Genomic DNA, 22,556 nt, shown 5'->3' on the forward strand with positions numbered 1-22,556 from the left:
AAATCGCTCAACTAGCTATTTTCCTTGGCTCAGATGAAGCAAGCTTTGTCAACGGACAAGTCATTGCTGTTGATGGTGGTTGGACAGCTTACTAATTTTCTATAGATGAGACAACACACGAAATAAAATTGTGAAGGTACCCCAGAAAGGTAAAGTTATTTCATTAGTCAACATGTTCAAAATGAGTCCGTACCGGACTCATTTTATATATAGTATTCGTTCTATTTTGTCACTTCTCGTTTGAAATGCACCCTACTTTCAAATTCCTTCAAATAAAGAAATCCGAATTTCATATTGTTTTTAAATTCATCGTAAGCCCGTAATCAAATAACGCATATAAATAGCCAGGCACCTCCGGCCATTAGTCGTGCGTACTGAGAAGGTCGCTTATTTTTTTATATTTCGGGCTTACAATTCATCTGTATTAATGGCATTCTTACTAATTCCTTCAGGCATTAAAAAATCACGTACATTGTTTACATCCGAATAAACGGTTTTAGTATTTAAATATAAATTTGACTTGGAGGTTCCTTCATATAAATTTATATCCACAATAATATTAAGTGATTTCAGTAAAAAGTCTTTATCAAATATTAGTGTATATTTGACTTCATTAATCGTTATCTTTAGGCGCTTTGTATCCAATTCCATTTTCATATTATTTTCAATATAATCTGTTACAAATGCTAGACTCTTTTTATCTGATGAATCAGTAACATTGGCAATCAATATGTACTCATTTTCTCGGGACTGAAGTTCAATTATGTCTTCAAATTCTAACAATCTTCTGATATCTTCTTTTAAATAACCTTCTCTAAAAAATCCCTGCTTTTCAGCCATATCTAATTCAGATATCTTATACCAGCGTTCGCTATTATTAAGATTGTAATATTCGCTATCACTATCAATATAAGTCTTCGTCATTTCTTCAGGATCAACGTAATTATAATAAATAAGAAACGGCTCCTTTTGAACTGCCATATCCATTGTGTGAGTTTCGTCTTCTATTAATTGTTCTTTTTTAGATCCGATAGTTTTAGATCCACCAGTTGATTCCATCTTCATTTTATAGCTTGTAATGGTTTGTTCAAGTACGTTGTTAATTACTGTCGCTTTTGAAATACCTTCCGAAACTTCCTCAATCGTATCCTCAGATTCTTCTTTGCTGCAGGCTATCAACAAGAGTACTAGGACTAACATGAAACATTGTAATATTTTTTTCATCATATAAATCACTCCTCAAATTCACTACCATAACAATAACATTCTTTTGTGGTTAATTTATCCAAATTAATGTATATAATTTAGAAAAAATCATTATCAGTGTTAAAATCCTTCAGATATTTAGCTAGATTAGAAATTACTGAATGGTTTGTTGTTAGATGATTTTTATATTAGTATGTGTATAAATTATTTTAAAAGCAAAATTCACACAGAAAAGCTCGAGAAATCAACGTTTCTAAAATTGATTTCTCGCGCTTATTAAAGTTTTATCCAGTTATGTCCCGGCCTCATTTAAAACTTTTACACTCTTTTTGCTGGAATTAAATATCCGATCAAAGCACCAATTAACGCTGGTAGTATCCATCCTAAACCTATGTCATAGAAAGGTAAAAAGTCTGAATATACTTTCTCAACCGCATCAAAAATACTTAATTTCGCCGCTGGAATGCTACTCACTAATGCTTTATAGCCATCAATTAAACTAATAAAAAATGTAAAAATCATCGCAATTACATAAACCGATTGCTTATTGTTAAATAGCGATGAGCTTAAAGCAAGTAGAATTAAAACAATCGCTAGAGGATATAAGAACATTAGTACTGGAATGGCGAATTTAATGATATTATTTAAACCGAAGTTAGCAATGGTAAATGACACAAGGCACAATATGAATACAAACCACTTATAGCTTATTTTCGGGAACACTTCGTGGAAAAATTCACTACAAGATGTGATTAAACCAATACTTGTCTTTAAACACGCAAGGACAATAATAAATGCCAATAAAATTGCACCAAAGGATCCGAAATAGTGTTCAGCAACAGCAGCAAATATTAAACCACCGTTATCAAATGTACCAACAGCCTCAATACTCGATGCCCCCATATATGTTATTAAACCATATATTAGCATCATTAATGCCATGGCAAAAATACCAGATTTCCACGTTGCCTTAGCAATTTCTTTTCTATCAGAAATTCCTGCGCCTTTAATCGCGTTAATAACGACAATACCAAAAGCTAATGACGCTAGCGCATCCATTGTGTTATAGCCTTCTTTAAAGCCCGTCATAAATGCTGAATCAATATAGTCTCCCATTGGCTGCTGGAAATGTCCCATCGGCTTTAAAATACTAATAATAATTAAAATAAATAACATAATCAAAAAAGCTGGTGTTAAATATTTACCGATATAATCCATAATTTTCGCAGGATTCAATGAGAAATAATAAACGATGGCAAAAAATACAAAGCTAAATAAAGCAAGTAGAAGTGTTGTATGCTCTGCTTGAATATATGGTTCAAAGCCAACAACAAACGGAACTGTCGCTGTACGAGGAATCGCAAAAAAAGGACCGATCGTTAAATAGAGCGCTAATGAAAAGATGACGCCGAATAATGGATGAACACGGCTCGCTAAGTCACGCAAACCGTTACTACCTGATAAACCAATAGCTAAAATACCTAGAAACGGTAAACCGATAGCTGTTATTAAAAATCCAATTAGTCCAAACCAAAAGTTGGTCCCTGCTAATTGTCCAAGCTGAATTGGAAAAATAAGATTCCCTGCTCCAAAAAACAGTCCGAAAAGCATCGTGCCAATGACTGCATATGTTGAAAAAGGTATTTTTTGTTGCATTTTGATGTACTCCTTAGATGTATTTAACTTTTGCAAATAATTTAAATAGAATGGATTTCTCCCTACAATTCCACTATGGTATCAGGCATTTATATTAAAAACAATAGTTTTTTCTTTTATAAATATTAATTGTATTGTTCTTAGCTTAAAATAGGCAAAACGAAAAGAGCTGTCTGCTGACAGCTCTTAGTTTGCTACAGACCACTCTATATGATCTAAAAATTTGTATACGTCCTCATACACTTTATCACGTTCTTTGTCTAATGTAATAATATGACCAGAGTTTTCATACCAGATGATCTCTTTATCATCTGTTTCCACCGTATTAAGAATGAAAGGTGCACTTTCTTGATAAAGATCATCATCTAAAGAACCTTGTAATACTAATGTAGGTGCTTTAATTGTTGATAATTCATCGCGTGTTTCTGTAGTTAAACGTGTAACACCATCTAATGAATCCTTTGGTGTAATACGAAGTTCATGTAACTCTGAAATAATTTGATCTTTCGATTTATTTTCAAAGTGTTTATATAAACGAGCATAATGATATAAACGCGTAAATAAGCCTTTAGAATTGTCTCGTGTGATTGGTGCACACATTGCAACACATGCTTTCACTGGAAACGTCTCTGCTACTTTTAACGAGAATACGCCGCCAAGTGAAATCCCTACTACAGCGATTTCTTCATAGCCTTTACTTTGCAGGAAGTTATAACCTTCCACAACATCGTTCCACCAATCTTCTGGTTTTGTTTCAAGTAGTGCTTCTGGTTCAACGCCATGCCCACTATAAATCGGTGCATGAACAGTATATCCTCGTTGAGCTAAGAATTCTCCTAGCTTTTTCACATCTTTTGTGCTTCCTGTAAATCCATGCAGTAATAGTACGGCTTTATTGCCTCCCTCAATAGTAAGAGGTTCTGGCTTTGTTAACTTCATTTTATAATATCCCCTTCACGGAAATTTCTTAATTGTGTATTTTATGTGTCTATCTTAACACCCTTTATTCATAATGTACAATTTATAGTTTTTATCATATTGATGTTTTTCATGCATCAATGATGTGAGGTTAATAGCTGTCATATCACACTTTCTGCGACTTTAAATTTTGCATTCTTCTTTTTAGTTCTCCGTCTTTTAAAAATTTTTTATGGCGCCTATACTTCCTACCCTTTTATCGTTATAATGCAGATAACTCAAATTAAAAGGAATGGGGGTGAGAACATGGAGTGGCAGCAATTAGAATATTTTGTCACGGTTGCAAAACTTGAGCATATGACACGTGCTGCAGAAGCATTAGCGATTTCTCAGCCAGCATTAAGTCGCTCGATTTCAAAGCTTGAAGAGGAATTAGGAGTACCCTTGTTTGACAGACAAGGACGTTCGATTATGCTCAACCGATATGGCGAGCTTTTTTTGTATCGTGTCCTACGTATGCGCAAGGAATATGAAAAAGCAGTTATAGAATTACAGGAGCTGAATAACCCAGAGCTTGGTGATGTGTCACTCGGCTTTTTACATACTCTGGGGACTAGCATCGTACCTGATTTAATCCGCGCTTTCCGGATAAACCATCCGCATATTCGCTTTCACTTTACACAAAATTACTCACATTCCCAGCTGAAGCAATTGCTCGCGGGAGAGTTAGACCTTTGTTTACTTGCAGCGATTGACACGGAGCCCCCTGTTTGCTGGAAGGAGCTATGGCGTGATGAGCTTTATATTATGGTGCCGATCGACCATCCTCTCGCCACCCGTAAAAGCATTAAAATGAAGGAACTGGAAAATGAAAATTTTGTTCTGTTGAAAAAAGGCTACGCATTGCGCCGTACCGCTGATCGATTATTAAATGCTGCAGGTATTAAGCCGAAGATTACCTTCGAAGGTGATGAGGTATCGACAGTTGCTGGCTTTGTAAGTGCTGGACTTGGCGTATCGATACTGCCTGTTGACGAAGACTTAAACCCAAATAAATTGGCTAAAATTCGTGTGGAGGATATGGTATGTGAACGTATAATAGGTATGGCCTGGATAGAAAATCGATATCTTCCACCATCAGCACGACAATTTCAGCAATTTGTATTCGATTTTTTCGAAAAAAAATAATTGAGAGCTCCTGTTGGACTAATGAACAAAAGCGAGTAACAATTTTACCTCTACGTAATTGCTACTCGCTTTTGTTCTATGTTTAAATAGTTTCAGGAAAATTTTCAAGAGGTTTATCCATTTTTACTCTTCAGCACAAAGTAATTTTACTATTATTCCCCTACATATTTTACTTGATAAGAATACATATCTTTTGTATCCCCATCAATCTCAAAATGTCCCTGCTTTGCAAGGGTCACCAGACGTTTTTCCACAAACTCTTCACTTAAATAGTCATCAATTGCAGCAAGTGTTTCGCCGATAATGCGCATCGGTATTAGCCATTCCTCATTTAGTTCGGCATGTGCTCTTTGCGCACGTTCAATAATGATAGGATCTAACGCATCTTCCATTACATGTTTAATTCCATTTTGCCAAACCCGCAATGTACTGGAATTTTGTGTAAGCACATCCCATTCCTTTGCAAGTCGCTGACATTCATCAATAGAAAAACGCTTTGCCTCTGAGCGGAGCTTCATTAGCAAATCTGACACAAGCTCACCAGTATGACGAATCATCATGTTTGGCTGTACACGTTTTAAACCTTTTGTGGCATCAATCCCATAGATCATATTACATTTATTGATCAATTCGCTCATAATAAATCGTAGCCCTATCTCTTCATGAGTATTTTGGCTATACCAAACCCAGACATCAACATCACACGGTAAACCTGCAATTTTCTTCTTCCATTCTTCATGATTTTCCTCGTACAATGCACGTTCTTCATTGTCCTTAAATATATAGGCTTCTAACCAGCTGTTGCGTTCTTCAAAGCTGCTAAGTGGACCAATCGAGAAAATATCATCTAGACTAAGCACCGACTCATCTCGCTGTAAATGATTTTGGCGAATTACATTTTTTATCGCACCTTGTGTAGATAAGCTAAAGGTAATATGTAAAATTGCCATAAAAATCACCCCTTTACTGTTTACTAAGTGCTATTTGTATCCCAATAAAAGTGAAAAGGACGCCTTGAATCGTATTTAATCGTTTAGCAATAGCAGGCTTTCCAATAATCACATTTCTTACTTTACCTGCAAAAATACTAAATAATGAAAATAGTATAAGCGCTTGTACTAAAAATATAATACCCAATAATAACATCTGTAAACCTACATGACCATTAGATGGATTTACAAACTGTGGCAATAGTGCTAAGAAAAATAAAGATACTTTTGGATTTAAAATATTCATTAAAATACCTTTTCTATATAACGTCAAATAGGCTTGTTTATTTTGCTGATCCAATGTGAGTGGATCGCCTTTCGCTCGAAATGATTGCCACGCTAAATATAATAAATAGGCCGCTCCTGCAAATTTAACAATTGAAAAAATAACTGTTGATTGATAAATAATAGCCGAGATACCGAGAACAGCAGCTCCAATATGAACGAGCAAACCTGTACATAGACCTAGTGATGTTGCTATACCAGCCTTTTTATCCTGTGTAATGCTTTGTGCAAGTACAAATAAATTATCGGGTCCTGGCATTATTGTTAATATCATTGCGGCTCCTAAAAACGCTAAAATCGTTGAAATTTCCAATACTTCCCCTTCTTTCTATTTATTTGGCTCATCACCAAAAGTCGCGGATGACATTTGTTAAGATGTACGCCTTGTATATAAGTTGATTGGCGTGGAGGCTGGGCGACTACTTGGGCCACACGTTTTGGTGAGGAGCCACTTCTTTCAGAAAGAACCATTATATAATGGTTTTATTCCTAGTATACTACATGACAATATGTTCTCCTGAACTTCGCTAGAAAAATTCACCAACCAATAATGCTCGTAATTACAATACTTTTCTCTTTTAATACCTTATAATAAAAGTAAGTCGTATCGTTTTGGAGAAAGAGGTGTTTGTCGATGGCAGTAAGTGATATTGTCAAGCAATATGAAGACGAGCAAGGGAATGTCTATTATAGAATGAAAACACATGATATCGAAGTACAGGCTACGCAAACATCAGGTTTAGCGCCTGTTATTACTTATTGGATGGGTGAAAAAGAGATTACGGACGATATTCGAAATTTGCGCTTCAGTCCACGTCCTCCCTCAAGTTATATTCAAGATTACGATGAATTTCACGCCATGCTTTATTCGAAAGAACAAGGTGCTATCAACAAACTATATGAACAAATGAGTATCAAACCCAAAAATATGTCTTCTGGAAAACAAATATTATGGAGTTTCTTCGTAATTGTCATGGCGATGCTCCCACTAGTCATTGCAATTTGGTGGTTCAAGTAAACAAAGATTTGTTCCCCTTCACTCTTTCCCCTCGTGTGTTCGGCATTACCTACTTATTTACTCAGAACTTTCTATTAATTTTTCTAATCAACTTGACAGACACGCTGAAGTAGTGCATTCTTTATTCAATTACTTTTTAAGGATTGGGGCATCAACCTAAAGAACCCCTATACAAAAGATGTTGAATTATACAATAAAAGCGTGCGAAGACTAGTACCTAGAAACTGCTTGATCAGAGAGCGATGCCCATCGGCTGTAAGGCATTGTACAAGAAAGACTAAAGAACCTACTTCGTAAAACGTCCTAGCTAAACTAGGCGCAGTCTCAAGCGTTATGAGCAAAGTGGAATGTCAATGACGTTCAATGTAGGTGGTACCACGGAAAGCAAACCTTTTCGTCCTAATTGTTAGGATGAAGAGGTTTTTTATTTTGAAAAAAACTAGTAGCGAATAATGCTAATGAAATGACGAATTGGAGGAATTGTTATGGAAAGAAAAAGAATCGTCGTTAAAATTGGAAGTAGCTCCTTAACAAATGCAAAAGGTGAAATTGATAAAATACGTTTAATGGACCATGTTCAAGCGATTGCTGAATTAAAAAAATGTGGTCATGAAGTGTTACTTGTTTCATCAGGTGCAGTTGCAGCAGGTTTTAAGCAGCTAGGCTACCCTACTCGTCCAATCACGGTCAAAGGTAAACAGGCTGCGGCGGCTGTTGGGCAAAGCTTACTTATCCAAATCTACAACGCTTTATTTAGCATTTATGATATTGTGCCTGCACAAATTTTACTAACACGTACTGATTTCTCAAAAAAGGAGCGCTATAAAAACGCATACGCTACATTTGAGGAATTACTAGAGCGATCTATGCTTCCGATTATTAACGAAAATGATACCGTATCTGTCAGCGAGTTAACGTTTGGAGATAACGACATGCTATCGGCACTTGTAAGTGGACTTGTTCATGCAGATCAGCTCATTATTTTAACAGATATAAATGGACTTTATAACGCAAATCCAAATAAAGACCCACATGCCAAACGTATTGATCGTTTAACAGAGGTAACCGATGAAATGCTTGGTTTTGCAGATGGTGCAGGCTCTAAGGTAGGTACAGGTGGTATGGAATCCAAATTACTGGCAGCTCGAGCAGCTTTAAATGCAGGCGTTAAGGTATTTATCGGAACTGGTCACGGCGCGAATAAGCTTGTCGATATTATGGAAGGACGCGGTGATGGTACGTATGTTGAGCATGAGGCTCTTGCTGTTTTAACAAATAATAAACAGTGGATTGCACTCACGGAAGTATCTGGTAAAATTTTTATAGATAGCGGTGCTGAACATGCGCTATTGGCAAATGGGAAAAGCTTGTTGCCTGCTGGTGTATGTCGTGTCGAAGGTGATTTCGCAAATGGCGACGTAGTTGAGGTCTATAGTGACAATAGGCTACTTGGCCGGGGTGAGGTCTTATATTCCTCCCTTGAATTAGCACATTCGATGGGAAAACGTACAAATGAGTTAGCGAACTATCCAATTGAGGTTATTCACCGAGACAAATGGCTAAAAATTTAAACAAATTAAGGGGGAATTTACATGACAAGTGAAGTTCAACAAAAAGGAAAACTGGCAAAAGCCGCAAGCTATATTTTAAACATTAAAACGACTTGTGAAAAAAATAATGCACTTACAAAAATTGCTGAGCAGTTGATAATCGACCAAGATACTATTATTGCTGAAAATGCAAAAGATTTAGCTCATGGTGAGCAACAAGGAATGCCTGCTTCTACACTTGATCGTATCATGCTCAACAAAGAACGAGTAGAGGCTATGGCAAATGCTATTCATTTACTCGTAAAATTAGATGACCCAGTCGGTAGCCTTCTAGAGCGAATTGAAAAAGATAATGGATTATTGATTGAAAAGCGTATGGTGCCAATAGGTGTGATCGGGATGATTTACGAGGCGCGTCCTAATGTAACAGTCGATGCTGCAACATTATCATTGAAAACAGGAAATGCTGTTATTTTACGCGGCAGTTCTTCAGCAAAATTTTCAAACATAGCCCTTGTAGCAACGATCCATCGGGCACTTGAAAAAACAGCAATCCCTGTAGACGCGATTCAATTAATTGAGGATACGAATCGGGAAACAGCAAAAGAATTATTCCATTTAAAAGATTACTTAGATGTCTTAATCCCTCGCGGTGGAAAGGCACTAATTGACTTAGTCGTTAATGAGGCCACTGTTCCAGTACTAGAAACAGGTGCTGGCAACTGCCATATTTATGTGGACCAAACTGCCGATTACATAAAGTCAGAAAAAATTTGTCTAAATGCGAAAACACAGCGCCCTTCTGTTTGTAATGCGGCAGAAAGCTTACTTATTCATCCTGATTGGTTTAATGAGCATGGCAAACAGCTACTAAGTGCTTTGCATCAGGCTGGTGTAACAATTATCGGTGATGAAATCGTTTGTCAAAAACTTGATTTTGCTCATCAAGCAACCGAAGAAGATTATGCCACTGAATATTTAGATTTAAAGATAAGCGTTAAAATTGTGGAAAACGTTTATGAAGCAATCGAACATATTAATAAATATGGTACGAACCACTCTGAAGCCATTATTACAGAAGATCAACTAGTAGCGGACATCTTCTTAAATAGCGTGGATGCTGCAGCTGTTTATCATAATGCCTCAACTCGTTTTACGGATGGCTTTGAATTTGGCTATGGTGCAGAAATTGGTATTAGTACGCAAAAATTACACGCGCGTGGACCAATGGGTTTACCTGCGTTAACATCTACAAAGTATTTCATTCATGGTAACGGACAAATCCGAGAATAAAGGTAGAACTATTAAGTAAAAGCCGGCAGTTGTTATCTTACTCCTCTGTCGGCTTTCTTTACTTTTTAAAGCGGAGAGATGGATTGTAGTGGTTTGAGTAGCGTGTCCTGAGCTGCTAGTTGAGCGGTTTTAGTATACATAATCGTCTGTCCTCATAATACTTTTAATAGAAAGAAGGTTTAGAATGAACATTTCAGCCATCATAAAATTAACGGTTTCCATGGCTCTTTTTGGCTCCATTGGTTTTTTTACTGTTCATACGGGCGTACCTGCTATCGAGCTAGTATTTGTCAGATGTATTTGCGCTACCCTCTTTCTAGGAGGAATGTGGCTCATTACAGGCGGGCATAAAACAGAGAAATGGGATAAAAAAGAAATATTACAAACACTTCTTTGTGGTGTCTTTATCGTCTTAAACTGGGTATTTTTATTTAAAGCCTTTGAAGAAATGTCGATTTCCATTGCTATTTCTATCTATAATTTAGCACCTATATTTGTATTAATTTTTGGCGCATTGTTCTTAAAAGAGAAGATGACCATTCAAGCATTGCTAGCAACAGTAACTTGTTTTATCGGAAGTATGTTCATTATCGGCTTAAATAATTTTTTGACACTCTCTGAATTTATGAAATCAGGTTTTATTTGGGCATTACTGTCTGCACTATTTTATGCGTTTACGATGCTCACAAGTAAAACGATCATAAACCTTAGCTCCTATGCATTAACATATATCCAAACAACAGTTGGAATTGTCATACTATTACCATTTGTTGATTTTTCACTATTTGAAGGCTTAACGACAACAAACTGGCTTTATATTTTAGGGACAGGTTTTATTCATACAGGATTTGTTTACTATTTATTTTTTGATAGCATTCGTAGTCTCTCTACAATTCTAGTTTCAGTATTAGTATTTGTTGACCCTGTTGTTGCTATATTCCTCGATATGCTATTACTTGATTTTATGCCAAGCTTCATGCAAACACTTGGTATTGTATTAATTTTTGGTGGCATTTTTTACACCATTTACGTACCAAAGAAAAAGCGTGTGCCTCAGACTGATGTAAAGGAGATTATTCCGTGAGTAAACTTTATGCAATTGGTGAATTATTAATTGATTTTACGCCTACTGAACAAAATGCCTCCCTTTCTACAGTAGAGCAATTTACTAAAAATGCTGGTGGGGCCCCTGCCAATGTTGCAGCTGTTTGTGCAAAGCTTGGGCAACAATCAGCTCTCATCACACAAGTAGGTCAGGATGCTTTTGGAGATTTCCTCGTTGACACGTTAAGGCAGGCTGGGGTCGATACGAGCTATATTAGTCAAACGGATCAAGGTGAAACAAGCTTGGCCTTTGTGTCACTGACAAATGATGCGGACCGTGACTTCTTATTTTATCGTCGCCATGCAGCAGATTTACTTTACAACAAAGATCAACTTCCACCAAATATATTAACAGGTACTGATATTCTTCATTTTTGTTCAGTTAATTTAGTGGAAAGTCCAATGAAGCATGCACATATAGCTTTGATAGAACAGGCTCATCAGGCAGGTAGTCTTGTATCTTTTGACCCCAATGTTCGATTGCCTCTATGGAACGATGAGAAGGCCTGTCGTCAAACCATTTTAGAATTTTTACCAAAAGCCCATCTCGTTAAATTGTCCGAGGAAGAGCTTTTGTTTTTAACGGCGATTGAGGATGAAGAATCAGCAGTCCAATCATTGTTTCAGGGGAAAGTACAAGTACTCATCATTACACGTGGAGCAGAAGGAGCAAGTCTTTATACGAATAAGCACCATATGAAAGTACCAGCTGACAAGGTACATGCGATTGATACAACTGGAGCGGGCGATGCCTTTATTGGAGCGGTGTTAACTATTCTCCTTAGCAAGCAGATTACAGCCATCAATCTACTCGACTTTTGTAAGCAGCAGGCTACCCCTCTCCTTACATTCGCGAATCATTATGCAGGAGCATCGACAGAAAAACATGGTGCCTTTGCATCTTATCTTGCCAAGCACGAACTGTCACTTAAAAACGATATTATTTTTTGAATATTTCGGAACTTATTCTAATGTCATTCGTATTAGGTAGTGACACGTTGGATAAGAGGAGGAGCTAAAGTGAAATCTATTACTAAAAAGCGTACGAAAGCATTTTTCATTGATTTGGCAATATCAACAGTTGTCGGAGCTGGTGTAGAATATGTCCTGCGAAAAAAAGTGAAAAACGAGGCAATCCATGCAATGATCACACCAACAGTCGTTATGTGGTCTCTTGAATTTGCACAATTACGTAAAAATGGACAAACAGTTGGCTATAAAACAATGGGACTCGAACTTGCAAATGAAAATGGGTCAAAGCTAACAACCCCTCAAATTATTAAACGGATGGCTTATCGAGATACAATTAGCACTTTTGATTACTTAAAAAATCCCAAAGCCTTTGAACAACAAAACGGTCAACTTCTTCCTCACGACAACTTTTCAGGTACAGTTGTAAAGGAAGTCTAGAAAATAAGGCTGCTCAAATATAATTTTGAGTAGCTTATTTTAATAGATCAAGAATCAAGAAGGGAGAAAATTTACAATTGAAATTGGATCATGTTGTTGATGTTTTACTTGAAAGTTTAAAAAATGATCAATATATTGAAGCTGTATTTTTAAGAGGGTCAATCGCTAGAGATGAGCATGATGAATTTTCAGATATTGATATGTATTGTGTTGTGAAGGAAGAACATATCGAGGCATTTTTGCCACAACGTATCCGCCATATTGAAGCTTATAAACAAATATTATTCGTTGATGACATCTATATAATCGCGCCTCAGCTCTTAGTCGTATATGAAGATATGATTCATATCGATTTATTCACCGTAGCCCCCTCTGAAATAAGTAATAAAGATGTAAATCAATTATGCCTCGGCATAATTGCGTCCGGAATCGGCTTTGTGCTTGCACAAAGTACTCCTTTCCGATTCCTTGACATCCGCCGGAGGCTTTAACTTCTTTCAGTGGTTGTTTGGACACACACTGAAAAGTTACCTTAAAACCGCATTCATCTCACACCTATGGAGGTGAGAGACTTCCACTGAAAGAAGTTAAAGTATTATTTGATCCAAATGGAATTCTTACATCTAAACAGAGGAATACAACTTTGTCATTAAATCCACTTGAATTTCAAGATGCTGTAGATGATACTGTTTGGTATTTGTATCAATATTATAAGAGTGCTTCGCGTGGAAATGACATTTGGTGCGTTCAATTACTGCGGCATAGTTTAGAACATTTCGCCAAAGTACTACTCCATAAATATTGTCCTGAACGGGCATCACTTGGACTTAAAGCGTTACATCATTCGTTACCTCCTAACCCATTAGATGAGATCGTCGATATTATGAATTGTACGAGCCTAGTAACTCATGGGGTAGCCGTAAAGAAATTAGTGAACGCTTTCCACTATGAATCAAGTTGGATATTCGATAATGCGCCAGATCACGAAGAAATTAAACCATTATGGGAAAAAATCAAAGAGCTATTACAGTGAAATAAAATAGCAAACTAGCCTCTTACCTAGTTTGCTATTTTTCAGGGGCTATTCCCTCTAAACTTTTTGCTCCTCTATAAAAATTCTCACCAGTAAAACTTTGTTTCCGCTGCTAAAATCGTCGTTTGCGCCGGTAAAACCACCTTTTGCGCCGCTAAGATCCTTGTTTCCGCCGGTAAAACTTTGTTCCGCTGCTAAAATCGTCGTTTGCGCCGGTAAAATCCCTTTTTCCGCCGCTAAAACCATCTTTTGCGCCGCTAAATCCCTTTCCCCGCTGATAGGACCACCTTTAAAATATAGAAATAGCAGTGAAAAAAACAGCATCCGATATCCTACGCTTTAGAACGTGGATCCATAAAATCACGTAACGCATTGCTAAGCATATATAAGCCTAGCACCAGTACTGTAATAGCTCCACCTGGCGCATAAGTATACCAAGGGGCCCCAACTAAATAGGCTTGTGAGTCTTTTAACATTCGCCCCCAACTAGGGTTTGGTGGCTGCACGCCAAGCCCCAAGTAACTCAGTGCCGCTTCTGCAAGCATTGCGGTTGCAAAGGTCACAGTTGCTGCGACAATAATCTGCGATGAAATATTCGGTAATATATGGCGGAACATGATGCTATAGGGCTTTACGCCAATTAACTTTGCAGCTAATACATATTCGGCGTCACGATGTTGAACAAAGCCACTACGTGCAATTCTGGCAATGGCCGGTATGGCGATAATGCCTAATGCTATAGCAGTATTGACGATCCCTGGTCCAAATACGGCAACGAGCATTAAAGCTAAAATAATTCCTGGAAAGGCCATTAATGCATCCATCATGCGCATAAAAATTTCATCGATCCAGCCACCTACATAGCCCGCTATCCCTCCAATTAAAATACCAAAAATTGTTCCTATACATACTGTCAGTAAACCGACTGCAAAGGCCGTTTGTGTTCCTTTCATAATACGGCTAAAAATATCACGACCAAATTCATCCGTACCAAAAAGATAGTTACTACTTGGGCTGCGTAACTTTTGAGGTATATTCATAGCGTTCACATCATGTGGCGTATAAAAAAAGCTGACAATCATCACGATTAGAAAACCGACAATGACTAGTAGACCAATGATTAAATTGATATTTTTCGTGTACCTTTGTATATTTTTCATCGTATCCACCCCTCATCGTAATCGGATTCTAGGATCTATCACAGAATATAAAATATCGACCATAAAATTGATCATGACCACCGCTACCGTAATATACATGACGATTCCTTGCACTAATGGGAAATCTCGATTGCTAATAGCTGTGATCAGCAGTTGACCAACACCTGGCAATGAAAATACTTGTTCCACAATAATTGTTCCCGCCACGACCTCTGCCATGATCAGTCCAAAGACCGTTAATATCGGGATCATCGAATTTTTTAAAACATGTTTATACATAACATTGTGCTCTGACATCCCTTTACTGCGAATCGTACGCACGTAATCGAGCTGAACTTGTTCTAAAATAGCAGTACGAACATAGCGGAAATTAACCGCAATTTGCGGAATCGCAATGGTTAATGCAGGGAGAACAAGCGTGCTTAGCGCTCCTGCTACACTTTGCGTCCACGGAATATATCCACTAATTTTAAAAAAACTAAATTGCATGCCAATATACAAAATAATCATCATGCCAAGCCAGAAAGAGGGAACGGCCATACCAACTTGTGTCACTGTCGATAATGACACATCACTTAGCTTATTTTGTCTTCTCGCCGCAAACATCCCTAATGGTAAGGAAATGAATAACACAATGATGAGTGTGAGCCCAGCCAATGACATCGTTACAGGAAGTCGGTCAAATAATAAGTCTTTTACTGGCATTGAAAAACGAATAGAATTTCCTAATTCCCCTGTCAATAATCCCTTCATCCAATCCGTGTATTGCTCATAAAGGGGCCGATTCAAGCCAAGCTCTGATCGCAAATTTTCAATTTGTGTGGGATCGGCTTCAGTCCCCAACATTGTCCGAACCGGATCACCAGGTAAAATTTGAAAAACACCAAATGTAATAATCGACACTAAAAGGATGGTTGTCATTAACAGAATGAATCGACGTATAATATACATCATTGGAACTCATCCCTTTCTAGTTAGAAAATTTCACTTCAGACATGTCGTGGAACCAGAATGGGTAGTTCTTTAATCCTGTAACTTGCTTGTCAGAGCCCCAAACAATTTGATAATCCGCGATGTAAACCGCTGCTGCCTGCTCAGCTAAAATTTCCTGTGCACGATGGTAATAGTCCATTTGCTTTGCCTGATCTGCTTCCTTCAAAACATCTGTCATCATTTTGTCGTACTCATCATTTTTAAATAAGAAGAAGTTTTCACTCTCATTCGTTGAAATGTAATCATTTAATACTTCGTAGGCAGATGCTCGACCTGTTAAATCAATCGTTGTCATTTGATAGTCGCGGCCAAAATAAACTCGGTCTAGCCAAATTCCCCATTCTACAACTTCAATTTCCACGTCAATACCGATTTCCTTTAAATTATCTACAACGATTTGAGCGATATTCGAATAAATATCGTTATGCGAAGACACTGTAATTTTTGTTTTAAAGCCATCAGGGTAACCCGCTTCCGCTAATAATGCTTTTGCCTTTTTCACATCTCGCTTATACATGCTTTCTAGGCCTTTCTTTTGATAGTCTCCCATCGCAGGACTCATATTTGAACCGAGTGGTACAGCATAGCCAGCAAACACGGAGTCAATAATATCGGACTTACTTATTGCGTAGTTGATTGCCTGACGGACCTTGACATTATCAAATGGTGCTTTTGTTTCGTTAAATGTAATGATTAACGATGAGTTATTATTTTGATGCGATACATTATAGTTCCCCTTCACTTCACCTACACGATGCCAAGGAACACTCGTTAAGTCTACTTCATTGGCCATTAAACTCATTATTGCTGCTTGATCATCTGATTGGAATGTAAACGTCACTTTATTTAAGTATGGAAGACCTTCCTTCCAGTAGTTTTCGTTTTTCTTCAGCTCTAAATTTGTACCAGGAGAATATTTTACATAAGCAAATGGCCCAGTACCTATTGGATTTTCATTATGCTTGCCATCATTGCTTTTTGGTACGATCGCTGATTGTCGAGCAGTTAATGAATAGAGGAAATTAGAGTTTGGCTCTTTCAGCTTTATGACAAATGTATTGGCATCTGGTGCTTCTGTTGACGCAACATTATCAAAGCTGTTTGACATCTTTTCTCCACCGTTTTTCCCCATTAAACGATCAAATGAATATTGAATATCCTCAATCGTTAAATCCTCACCATTATGAAATTTCACACCTGGGCGAATTTTGAAGGTATATGTTAAGCCATCCTTAGATATTTCATAGCTTTCTGCTAGCCCTTCTTTTAAAGATCCATCGGTTTCTGGTGCCATTAGTCCTTCAAAAATATTGAGAATCATTTGGTATGATATCGATGCTGTTGCTTTATGTGGATCTAAAAAATCTGGGTCATCATTTACACGAACTACAATTTCTTGAGGTAACTCTGCTACTGACTTTTCACCTGAACTGGCTTCTTTCCCATCATCACTTGAGCATGCACTTATTAGTAAACCTACTATCAATACCAACAACAGCAGCAACCAATTTTTATTCAGCCTCATGTCAATTTCCCCCTGTTCCCTCAATGCTCTTTATTTGAATGCTTTTATAGCTCTCTACTTCTGCTAACCTATCAGCCTCTTTCACACCAACTAATATCGCTTCCTCCATAACCGTTGTAGCCAAATGTCCCAAATAGTCGACTGGATATGTTTTATCTCCTGTACCTAGCACGAAAACCGTATCTCCATCTAGCATTGTGTGAACAGGATAAATGGTGCGTGCGAGGGCATTTTGTGTCAGCTGCGCTATTTTTTTCGCCTCTGCTTTTGTTAGTTTGGCATTCACTGCAATGACACCAATTGTCGTATTCGTGCCAGACAGCGCTTCTGATTGCACATGTTCCTCTAAATAAGCACAACAATCCAACCATTCCCCTGTTTTTGGATTCCTCGCACCTGCTAGTATTTGTCTTGTATTTGGGTCTTTTATATCCCCAACAGCATTGACAGCAACAATTGCACCAGCAACAAGATCATTTTTGCCAGCGATAGCGGCGCTACCAAGCCCCCCTTTCATACAAAATTGAGGTCCTGCCAATTTGCCTACAGTCGCACCATAACCAGCACCTGTATTACCATTTGCGAATGGCCCAACAATCGCACTTTTGGCCGCTTCATAGCCCATTTGAGCTGTAGGTCTAGTCTTTGGATCACCGATAAATAAATCAAAAAGCACAGCACTAGGGACAATCGGTATTGTCGTAACACCCGCATCCACACCAACACCCTGCTCCTCTAAATATTGCATGACCCCTGTTGCTGCATCTAATCCAAATGCACTTCCTCCAGACAAGCAAATCCCATGTACTCGATCTATTTCATTTATAGGATCAAGTGCATCAGTCTCTCGAGTGCCCGGTGCAGAGCCTCTTACGTCGACACCGCAAACTGCACCATTTTCGGCTAAGATTACTGTACAGCCTGTAATGCCTTCATTATTTTCTGCATGCCCAACCTTAACTCCAGGCACATCTGTAATATTGCCAAACATACTATACACCTCACCTTCAAAAAAAGACTTAATATTCAGATTATTAATCATATAATAAGCAGGCTACTCGTTGATCTTTATTTTTCTCTTGAAGTACAGGTCGTTCCTGATGACATCTTTCCATCACAAAAGGACAACGTGTATGGAACACACAGCCAATAGGTGGATTCATCGGGTTCGGCAATTCACCTTGTAACGGTATTTCCTGTTTCGGCTTATCAAAATTTACTACTGGAATCGCTGACAGTAATGCTTGTGTATATGGATGTAGAGGATTAGCAAATAATTCTTTCTTCGTGCCAATTTCCACCACTCTCCCTAAATACAGCACCGCCACTCGATCACTTATATGTTTCACAACACTTAAATCATGTGAGATAAATAAATAGGTTAAATGAAATTCATCCTGTAAATCCATCATTAAGTTCAAGACTTGTGACTGCACCGATACATCTAGCGCAGATACAGGCTCGTCCGCAATGATGAACTCTGGATGAATAGCAAGAGCCCGTGCAATACCGATTCGTTGCCGTTGACCTCCAGAAAATTCATGCGGAAACTTTTGCATCGCATCCTCTGATAGACCTACCTTTTGTAAAAGCTCCTTCACACGTTCTTTACGTTGCGCCTTCGTTAATGTTAATTGCAGCTTCATCGGTTCTTCGATAATGGCACCTATTCGCATACGAGGATTCAGAGATGCAAAAGGGTCCTGAAAAATCATTTGCATTTGATTGCGATAGGTTTGTAGCTTGTTGCCTTTTAATTGCTGAATAGGCTGCCCTTTATACAAAATTTCTCCCGAAGTCGGTTCAACGAGTTTCAAAATTGTCCGTCCAAACGTTGATTTCCCGGAGCCAGATTCGCCTACTATGCCAAGCGTCTCGCCACGGAAAATCTCAATGGAAATATCGTCGACTGCTTTAATGACTTTTTTCTCTTCCTTCATCGACTTACGTTTCACAGGAAAGTAGGCTTTTAAATGATTAATTTCAAGCAAAACTTCTTTTTTCGTCATGATCCACCATCCTTTCCTCTTTAAATAAATGGCAGCGTACTTTATGCTCATCTTGAATATGGATGACCTCTGGCTGAGTGACACGGCATTGTTCCATCGCAAATGGACAGCGTGGTGCAAATCGGCAGCCTTCTGGTAACGCATAAGCTGGCGGGACGGTGCCTGGAATGGAAGGTAATCTTTTAACATCCGTCTCAAGACTCGGCATTGTTTTTAAAAGGGCAGTCGTATACGGATGCTTTGGATTTAGAAAAAGCTCCTGCATTGGTGCTTCCTCTACGATTTGCCCCGCATACATGACCATGACACGATCTGCCGTTTGTGCAACAACGCTCATATCATGCGTAATAAATAATATAGCCGAATGATGCTCTTCCTTCATCTTCATCATGAGCTTTAATATTTGTGCCTGTACGGTTACATCAAGTGCTGTTGTTGGCTCATCTGCAATTAACAACTGAGGATTATTGGACATGGCGATCGCAATCATGACACGCTGCCTCATTCCGCCTGATAATTGATGTGGATATTCTGTCATAACCTTTTCTGTATTGGCAATACCGACTTCTTTTAAAAACTGTAAAGATTTCTCCCATGCGTCTTTTTTAGACATCTTTTGGTGTCTGCGAATTCCTTCTATCATTTGATTGCCAATTGTAAAAACTGGATCTAAAGAGGTCATCGGCTCTTGAAAAATCATACTAATTTCATTGCCTCTTATATGGCTCATCTCTTTATCTTTATAGTCTAGTAGATTTTTGCCATTCAATTTAATAGTACCCGCTGTAATTTCTCCTGGTGGTATTGGTAGTAAACGCATAATTGATAATGATGTAATGCTTTTTCCGCTACCAGATTCACCTACAAGTGCAACTGTTTCGCCTTTACGAATCGTAAAGCTCACATCATCAACAACTTTTGCCTGTTTGCCATTTTTTAAATGAAAATTTATTATTAAATGATTTACCTCTAGTAGCACTTGATTTTCTTCCAAATGCATCCCTCCATCTCACTGATTAGGTGGTGCATAGCGTATGGCGATATTTTTCATTTGCGTATAATTTCTTAGCGCGACAAAGCCTTTTTCTCGCCCAATGCCGCTCTTTTTATAGCCACCAAAAGGCATTTGTATACCGCCTGCTGCCCCGTAGTTATTGACAAACACTTGCCCGGCCTGTACTCGGCTCGCGACATAATGAGCAGTATCTATATCCTTTGACCAAACGCCCGCAACTAAACCGTAGTCTGTACTATTCGCTAAGGCAATCGCTTCTTCGACAGTTGTAAACGTAAAAACAGTCAACACGGGTCCGAAAATTTCCTCTTGTGCTAGCGGATCGTTCACATCTACGCCATCTAGTATGGTCGGTTGTATATAATAGCCTTTTTCATAGCCTTCAATCGTCAATGTTTCGCCACCAGTGACCACATAGCCATCTTCCTTCGCTTTTTGCAATAGTGTTGAGATCTTCGTATATTGTCGTTCATTTAACAATGGACCCATATCAACATCTACTTCACCTGGACCAACTTTTAATGCTTGGAATTTTCGTACTAGTTGTTCGATAAATGTTTCCTTCTCACGCTCTTCTATCAGCAATCTTGCCCCAGCGGAGCATGTTTGTCCTGCATTTTGAATAATCGCACGAACTACCCCTTCAAGCGCCTGCTCCATGTTTGCATCCGAAAAAACAATATTAGGCGATTTCCCACCAAGCTCTAATGTCACAGGTACTACATTTTCAGCTGCGGATTTCATAACAGCTATGCCTGTTGGGACAGAGCCCGTAAACGTAATGTGATTGATATCAGGATGTGATGTTAAATATGGACCGACTTCACGACCTAAACCTGTAATATGCTGAAAAATACCTTTTGGCAGTTTATCTGCAAACCATTCAGTTATGGCATGTGCTGTCATTGGCGTATCTTCAGCACTTTTGACAATCACTGCATTGCCCGTTGCAATGGCAGCTGCTACACTTCTCGCTGTTATTTGAATAGGATAATTCCAGGGCACGATATGTACGGTAATCCCAACAGGCTCTAACACTACCGCATTTAAAATACCATCTTCAATTGGAATTGTATCCCCCATCACTTTATCAGCTGCTCCTCCGTAAAACTCAAAATAGCGAGCTGCTGCCTCAATATCTGCTCTTGCCTGGGATAACGGCTTGCCAACATCACGACATTCTAATAAGCTCCATTCCTCTGCATGCTTGCGGATATAGTGTGCGAATTCAACAAGTAGCTGTCCTCGTTCATGTGCCTTTATTTTCCGCCATTCTTCACTTTCAAACGCTAATCGTGCAGCACGAACAGCTTCATCGACGTGCGCTTTATTCGCATTCGTAATTTGGGCAATCATTTCACCAGTAGAGGGATTCATGACATCCAGTAATTCCTCCGAGCCAGCGTGAACCCACTCACCGTTTATAAATATCGGAATTTTTTTCACCTGATCCCTCCTAAAGTCCGCGACCACCGTCTACATGTAATGTCGTTCCTGTAACCATACTTGCTTCATTTGAAAGTAAATAACTTACTGCACCTGCAATATCTGACGGATTCACTAAACGCCCAAGGGGTACTGATTGAACAAAGACACTTTGCTTTGTTTGCTCGATGTCCGCTCCTTGTGCAGCAAACTGACCCAGCATCTGTGTATCCGCTGGTCCTGGATGAATTGTATTGACACGTATTTGGAACGGTGCTAATTCGATAGCCACTCCACGTGCAAAGCTCTCTGCCGCCCCTTTAGAAGCAATATACGCTTGTAAACCAGGTCTCGGGCGGACAGCAGAAATCGAGGCGATTGTTACAATTGAGCCCTTTTGCCGTTCCTTCATATAAGAAACGACCGCCTTCGTTGTTATAAATAAAGTTTTCACATTGACATCCATTAACCGATTCCACTCATCCATCGTGACTTGTTCAATCGGTGTTGCGGCCTGCGCTATGCCAAGTGCATTGACAAGTCCATCAATCCGGCCATACTTTTCAAAAACCTGTTTGCATATGTCGTTCACACGTTCCTCCTGTAAAACATTAACTTCAAAGCATTGCAAGGCATCCTGTGCTAAGTCTGTTAGAGATGCTACAGAAAGATCGAGCCCTACTACAATATTGCCCTTCTCAAGCTGCTCTTGAATAATGGCTTTCCCCATACCGCCGCCAGCACCTGTGACAATAATGACCTGTTGTTCTGCTGCCATG

Annotated in this window: 24 protein-coding genes; 10 read left to right on the forward strand and 14 right to left on the reverse strand. The window is 38.6% G+C overall.

The window, feature by feature from the left end; translation table 11 throughout:
- On the forward strand, positions 1-95 hold a 95-nt coding region (locus tag ACVWXS_RS19735), incomplete at its 5' end, for an SDR family oxidoreductase (RefSeq protein ID WP_456959877.1).
- A gap of 313 nt (positions 96-408) precedes the next feature.
- Here the strand turns inward: ACVWXS_RS19735 and ACVWXS_RS19740 are convergent.
- The 3 genes from ACVWXS_RS19740 to ACVWXS_RS19750 form a co-directional block, all read right to left on the reverse strand.
- Complete coding sequence (locus ACVWXS_RS19740) at positions 409-1,227, reverse strand: DUF6612 family protein (protein ID WP_456959812.1); 819 nt, start codon at positions 1,225-1,227, stop codon at positions 409-411.
- Between the two features lie 297 nt (positions 1,228-1,524).
- Positions 1,525-2,862: a branched-chain amino acid transport system II carrier protein gene (gene brnQ, locus ACVWXS_RS19745; protein ID WP_456959814.1), complete on the reverse strand. Its 1,338-nt coding sequence runs from the start codon at positions 2,860-2,862 to the stop codon at positions 1,525-1,527.
- 186 nt (positions 2,863-3,048) lie between these two features.
- Entirely contained in the window at positions 3,049-3,801 is a 753-nt protein-coding gene (locus ACVWXS_RS19750) for an alpha/beta hydrolase (RefSeq protein ID WP_456959816.1), read from the reverse strand.
- A 285-nt stretch (positions 3,802-4,086) separates the two neighbouring features.
- Here ACVWXS_RS19750 and ACVWXS_RS19755 point away from each other — a divergent pair, with 285 nt between their 5' ends.
- A complete protein-coding gene (locus ACVWXS_RS19755; protein ID WP_402990494.1) occupies positions 4,087-4,968 on the forward strand; it encodes a LysR family transcriptional regulator in 882 nt (293 codons plus the stop codon).
- A gap of 152 nt (positions 4,969-5,120) precedes the next feature.
- On the opposite strand, the gene ACVWXS_RS19760 is transcribed toward ACVWXS_RS19755, so the two are convergent.
- Both ACVWXS_RS19760 and ACVWXS_RS19765 read right to left on the reverse strand, forming a co-directional pair.
- The gene (locus ACVWXS_RS19760; protein WP_456959818.1) at positions 5,121-5,918 is read right to left on the reverse strand and encodes a DUF1835 domain-containing protein; all 798 of its coding nucleotides are present in this window, start codon (positions 5,916-5,918) and stop codon (positions 5,121-5,123) included.
- A 13-nt stretch (positions 5,919-5,931) separates the two neighbouring features.
- Entirely contained in the window at positions 5,932-6,555 is a 624-nt protein-coding gene (locus tag ACVWXS_RS19765) for a LysE family translocator (RefSeq protein WP_456959820.1), read from the reverse strand.
- 321 nt (positions 6,556-6,876) lie between these two features.
- Between ACVWXS_RS19765 and ACVWXS_RS19770 the strand changes: the two genes are divergently transcribed.
- From ACVWXS_RS19770 to ACVWXS_RS19805, 8 genes are all read left to right on the forward strand, one after another.
- The gene (locus tag ACVWXS_RS19770) at positions 6,877-7,260 is read left to right on the forward strand and encodes a sodium:proton antiporter (protein ID WP_402990485.1); all 384 of its coding nucleotides are present in this window, start codon (positions 6,877-6,879) and stop codon (positions 7,258-7,260) included.
- A gap of 485 nt (positions 7,261-7,745) precedes the next feature.
- Positions 7,746-8,831 (forward strand): glutamate 5-kinase, encoded by a 1,086-nt coding sequence (gene proB / locus ACVWXS_RS19775; RefSeq protein WP_456959822.1) that lies wholly within the window; start codon positions 7,746-7,748, stop codon positions 8,829-8,831.
- A gap of 21 nt (positions 8,832-8,852) precedes the next feature.
- Positions 8,853-10,103 (forward strand): glutamate-5-semialdehyde dehydrogenase, encoded by a 1,251-nt coding sequence (locus ACVWXS_RS19780; protein WP_456959823.1) that lies wholly within the window; start codon positions 8,853-8,855, stop codon positions 10,101-10,103.
- Between the two features lie 184 nt (positions 10,104-10,287).
- The gene (locus ACVWXS_RS19785; protein WP_368637452.1) at positions 10,288-11,187 is read left to right on the forward strand and encodes a DMT family transporter; all 900 of its coding nucleotides are present in this window, start codon (positions 10,288-10,290) and stop codon (positions 11,185-11,187) included.
- Complete coding sequence (locus tag ACVWXS_RS19790) at positions 11,184-12,158, forward strand: carbohydrate kinase family protein (protein WP_456959825.1); 975 nt, start codon at positions 11,184-11,186, stop codon at positions 12,156-12,158. Before ACVWXS_RS19785 ends, ACVWXS_RS19790 begins: the two co-directional genes overlap by 4 nt.
- Before the next feature lie 69 nt (positions 12,159-12,227).
- Entirely contained in the window at positions 12,228-12,617 is a 390-nt protein-coding gene (locus tag ACVWXS_RS19795) for an RDD family protein (RefSeq protein WP_456959826.1), read from the forward strand.
- 77 nt (positions 12,618-12,694) lie between these two features.
- On the forward strand, positions 12,695-13,108 hold the full coding sequence (locus ACVWXS_RS19800) for a nucleotidyltransferase domain-containing protein (protein ID WP_456959827.1): 414 nt from the start codon (positions 12,695-12,697) through the stop codon (positions 13,106-13,108).
- A 152-nt stretch (positions 13,109-13,260) separates the two neighbouring features.
- Positions 13,261-13,650, forward strand: coding sequence for a hypothetical protein (locus tag ACVWXS_RS19805; protein WP_456959828.1), 390 nt, complete (start codon positions 13,261-13,263; stop codon positions 13,648-13,650).
- A 57-nt stretch (positions 13,651-13,707) separates the two neighbouring features.
- Here the strand turns inward: ACVWXS_RS19805 and ACVWXS_RS19810 are convergent, their stop codons facing one another.
- Genes ACVWXS_RS19810 through ACVWXS_RS19850 form a run of 9 tightly spaced genes read right to left on the reverse strand, consistent with a single transcriptional unit; the run spans position 13,708 to position 22,555 of the window.
- Positions 13,708-13,974, reverse strand: a complete 267-nt coding sequence (locus ACVWXS_RS19810; RefSeq protein WP_456959830.1) for a hypothetical protein — start codon at positions 13,972-13,974, stop codon at positions 13,708-13,710.
- Positions 13,975-13,982: 8 nt separating this feature from the next.
- On the reverse strand, positions 13,983-14,810 hold the full coding sequence (locus ACVWXS_RS19815; RefSeq protein ID WP_368637447.1) for an ABC transporter permease: 828 nt from the start codon (positions 14,808-14,810) through the stop codon (positions 13,983-13,985).
- A 12-nt stretch (positions 14,811-14,822) separates the two neighbouring features.
- A complete protein-coding gene (locus ACVWXS_RS19820) occupies positions 14,823-15,764 on the reverse strand; it encodes an ABC transporter permease (protein WP_456959832.1) in 942 nt (313 codons plus the stop codon).
- Between the two features lie 16 nt (positions 15,765-15,780).
- Positions 15,781-17,328, reverse strand: coding sequence for an ABC transporter substrate-binding protein (locus tag ACVWXS_RS19825; RefSeq protein WP_456959834.1), 1,548 nt, complete (start codon positions 17,326-17,328; stop codon positions 15,781-15,783).
- Between the two features lies 1 nt (position 17,329).
- Positions 17,330-18,319, reverse strand: coding sequence for a P1 family peptidase (locus ACVWXS_RS19830; RefSeq protein WP_456959836.1), 990 nt, complete (start codon positions 18,317-18,319; stop codon positions 17,330-17,332).
- A 43-nt stretch (positions 18,320-18,362) separates the two neighbouring features.
- Positions 18,363-19,337, reverse strand: coding sequence for an ABC transporter ATP-binding protein (locus ACVWXS_RS19835; protein WP_456959838.1), 975 nt, complete (start codon positions 19,335-19,337; stop codon positions 18,363-18,365).
- On the reverse strand, positions 19,312-20,337 hold the full coding sequence (locus tag ACVWXS_RS19840; protein WP_456959840.1) for an ABC transporter ATP-binding protein: 1,026 nt from the start codon (positions 20,335-20,337) through the stop codon (positions 19,312-19,314). Before ACVWXS_RS19840 ends, ACVWXS_RS19835 begins: the two co-directional genes overlap by 26 nt.
- Before the next feature lie 9 nt (positions 20,338-20,346).
- The gene (locus ACVWXS_RS19845) at positions 20,347-21,798 is read right to left on the reverse strand and encodes an aldehyde dehydrogenase family protein (protein WP_456959842.1); all 1,452 of its coding nucleotides are present in this window, start codon (positions 21,796-21,798) and stop codon (positions 20,347-20,349) included.
- A gap of 10 nt (positions 21,799-21,808) precedes the next feature.
- Positions 21,809-22,555: an SDR family NAD(P)-dependent oxidoreductase gene (locus ACVWXS_RS19850; RefSeq protein ID WP_456959843.1), complete on the reverse strand. Its 747-nt coding sequence runs from the start codon at positions 22,553-22,555 to the stop codon at positions 21,809-21,811.
- Position 22,556 lies beyond the last annotated feature (1 nt).

This window comes from Lysinibacillus sp. TE18511 (assembly GCF_054062295.1).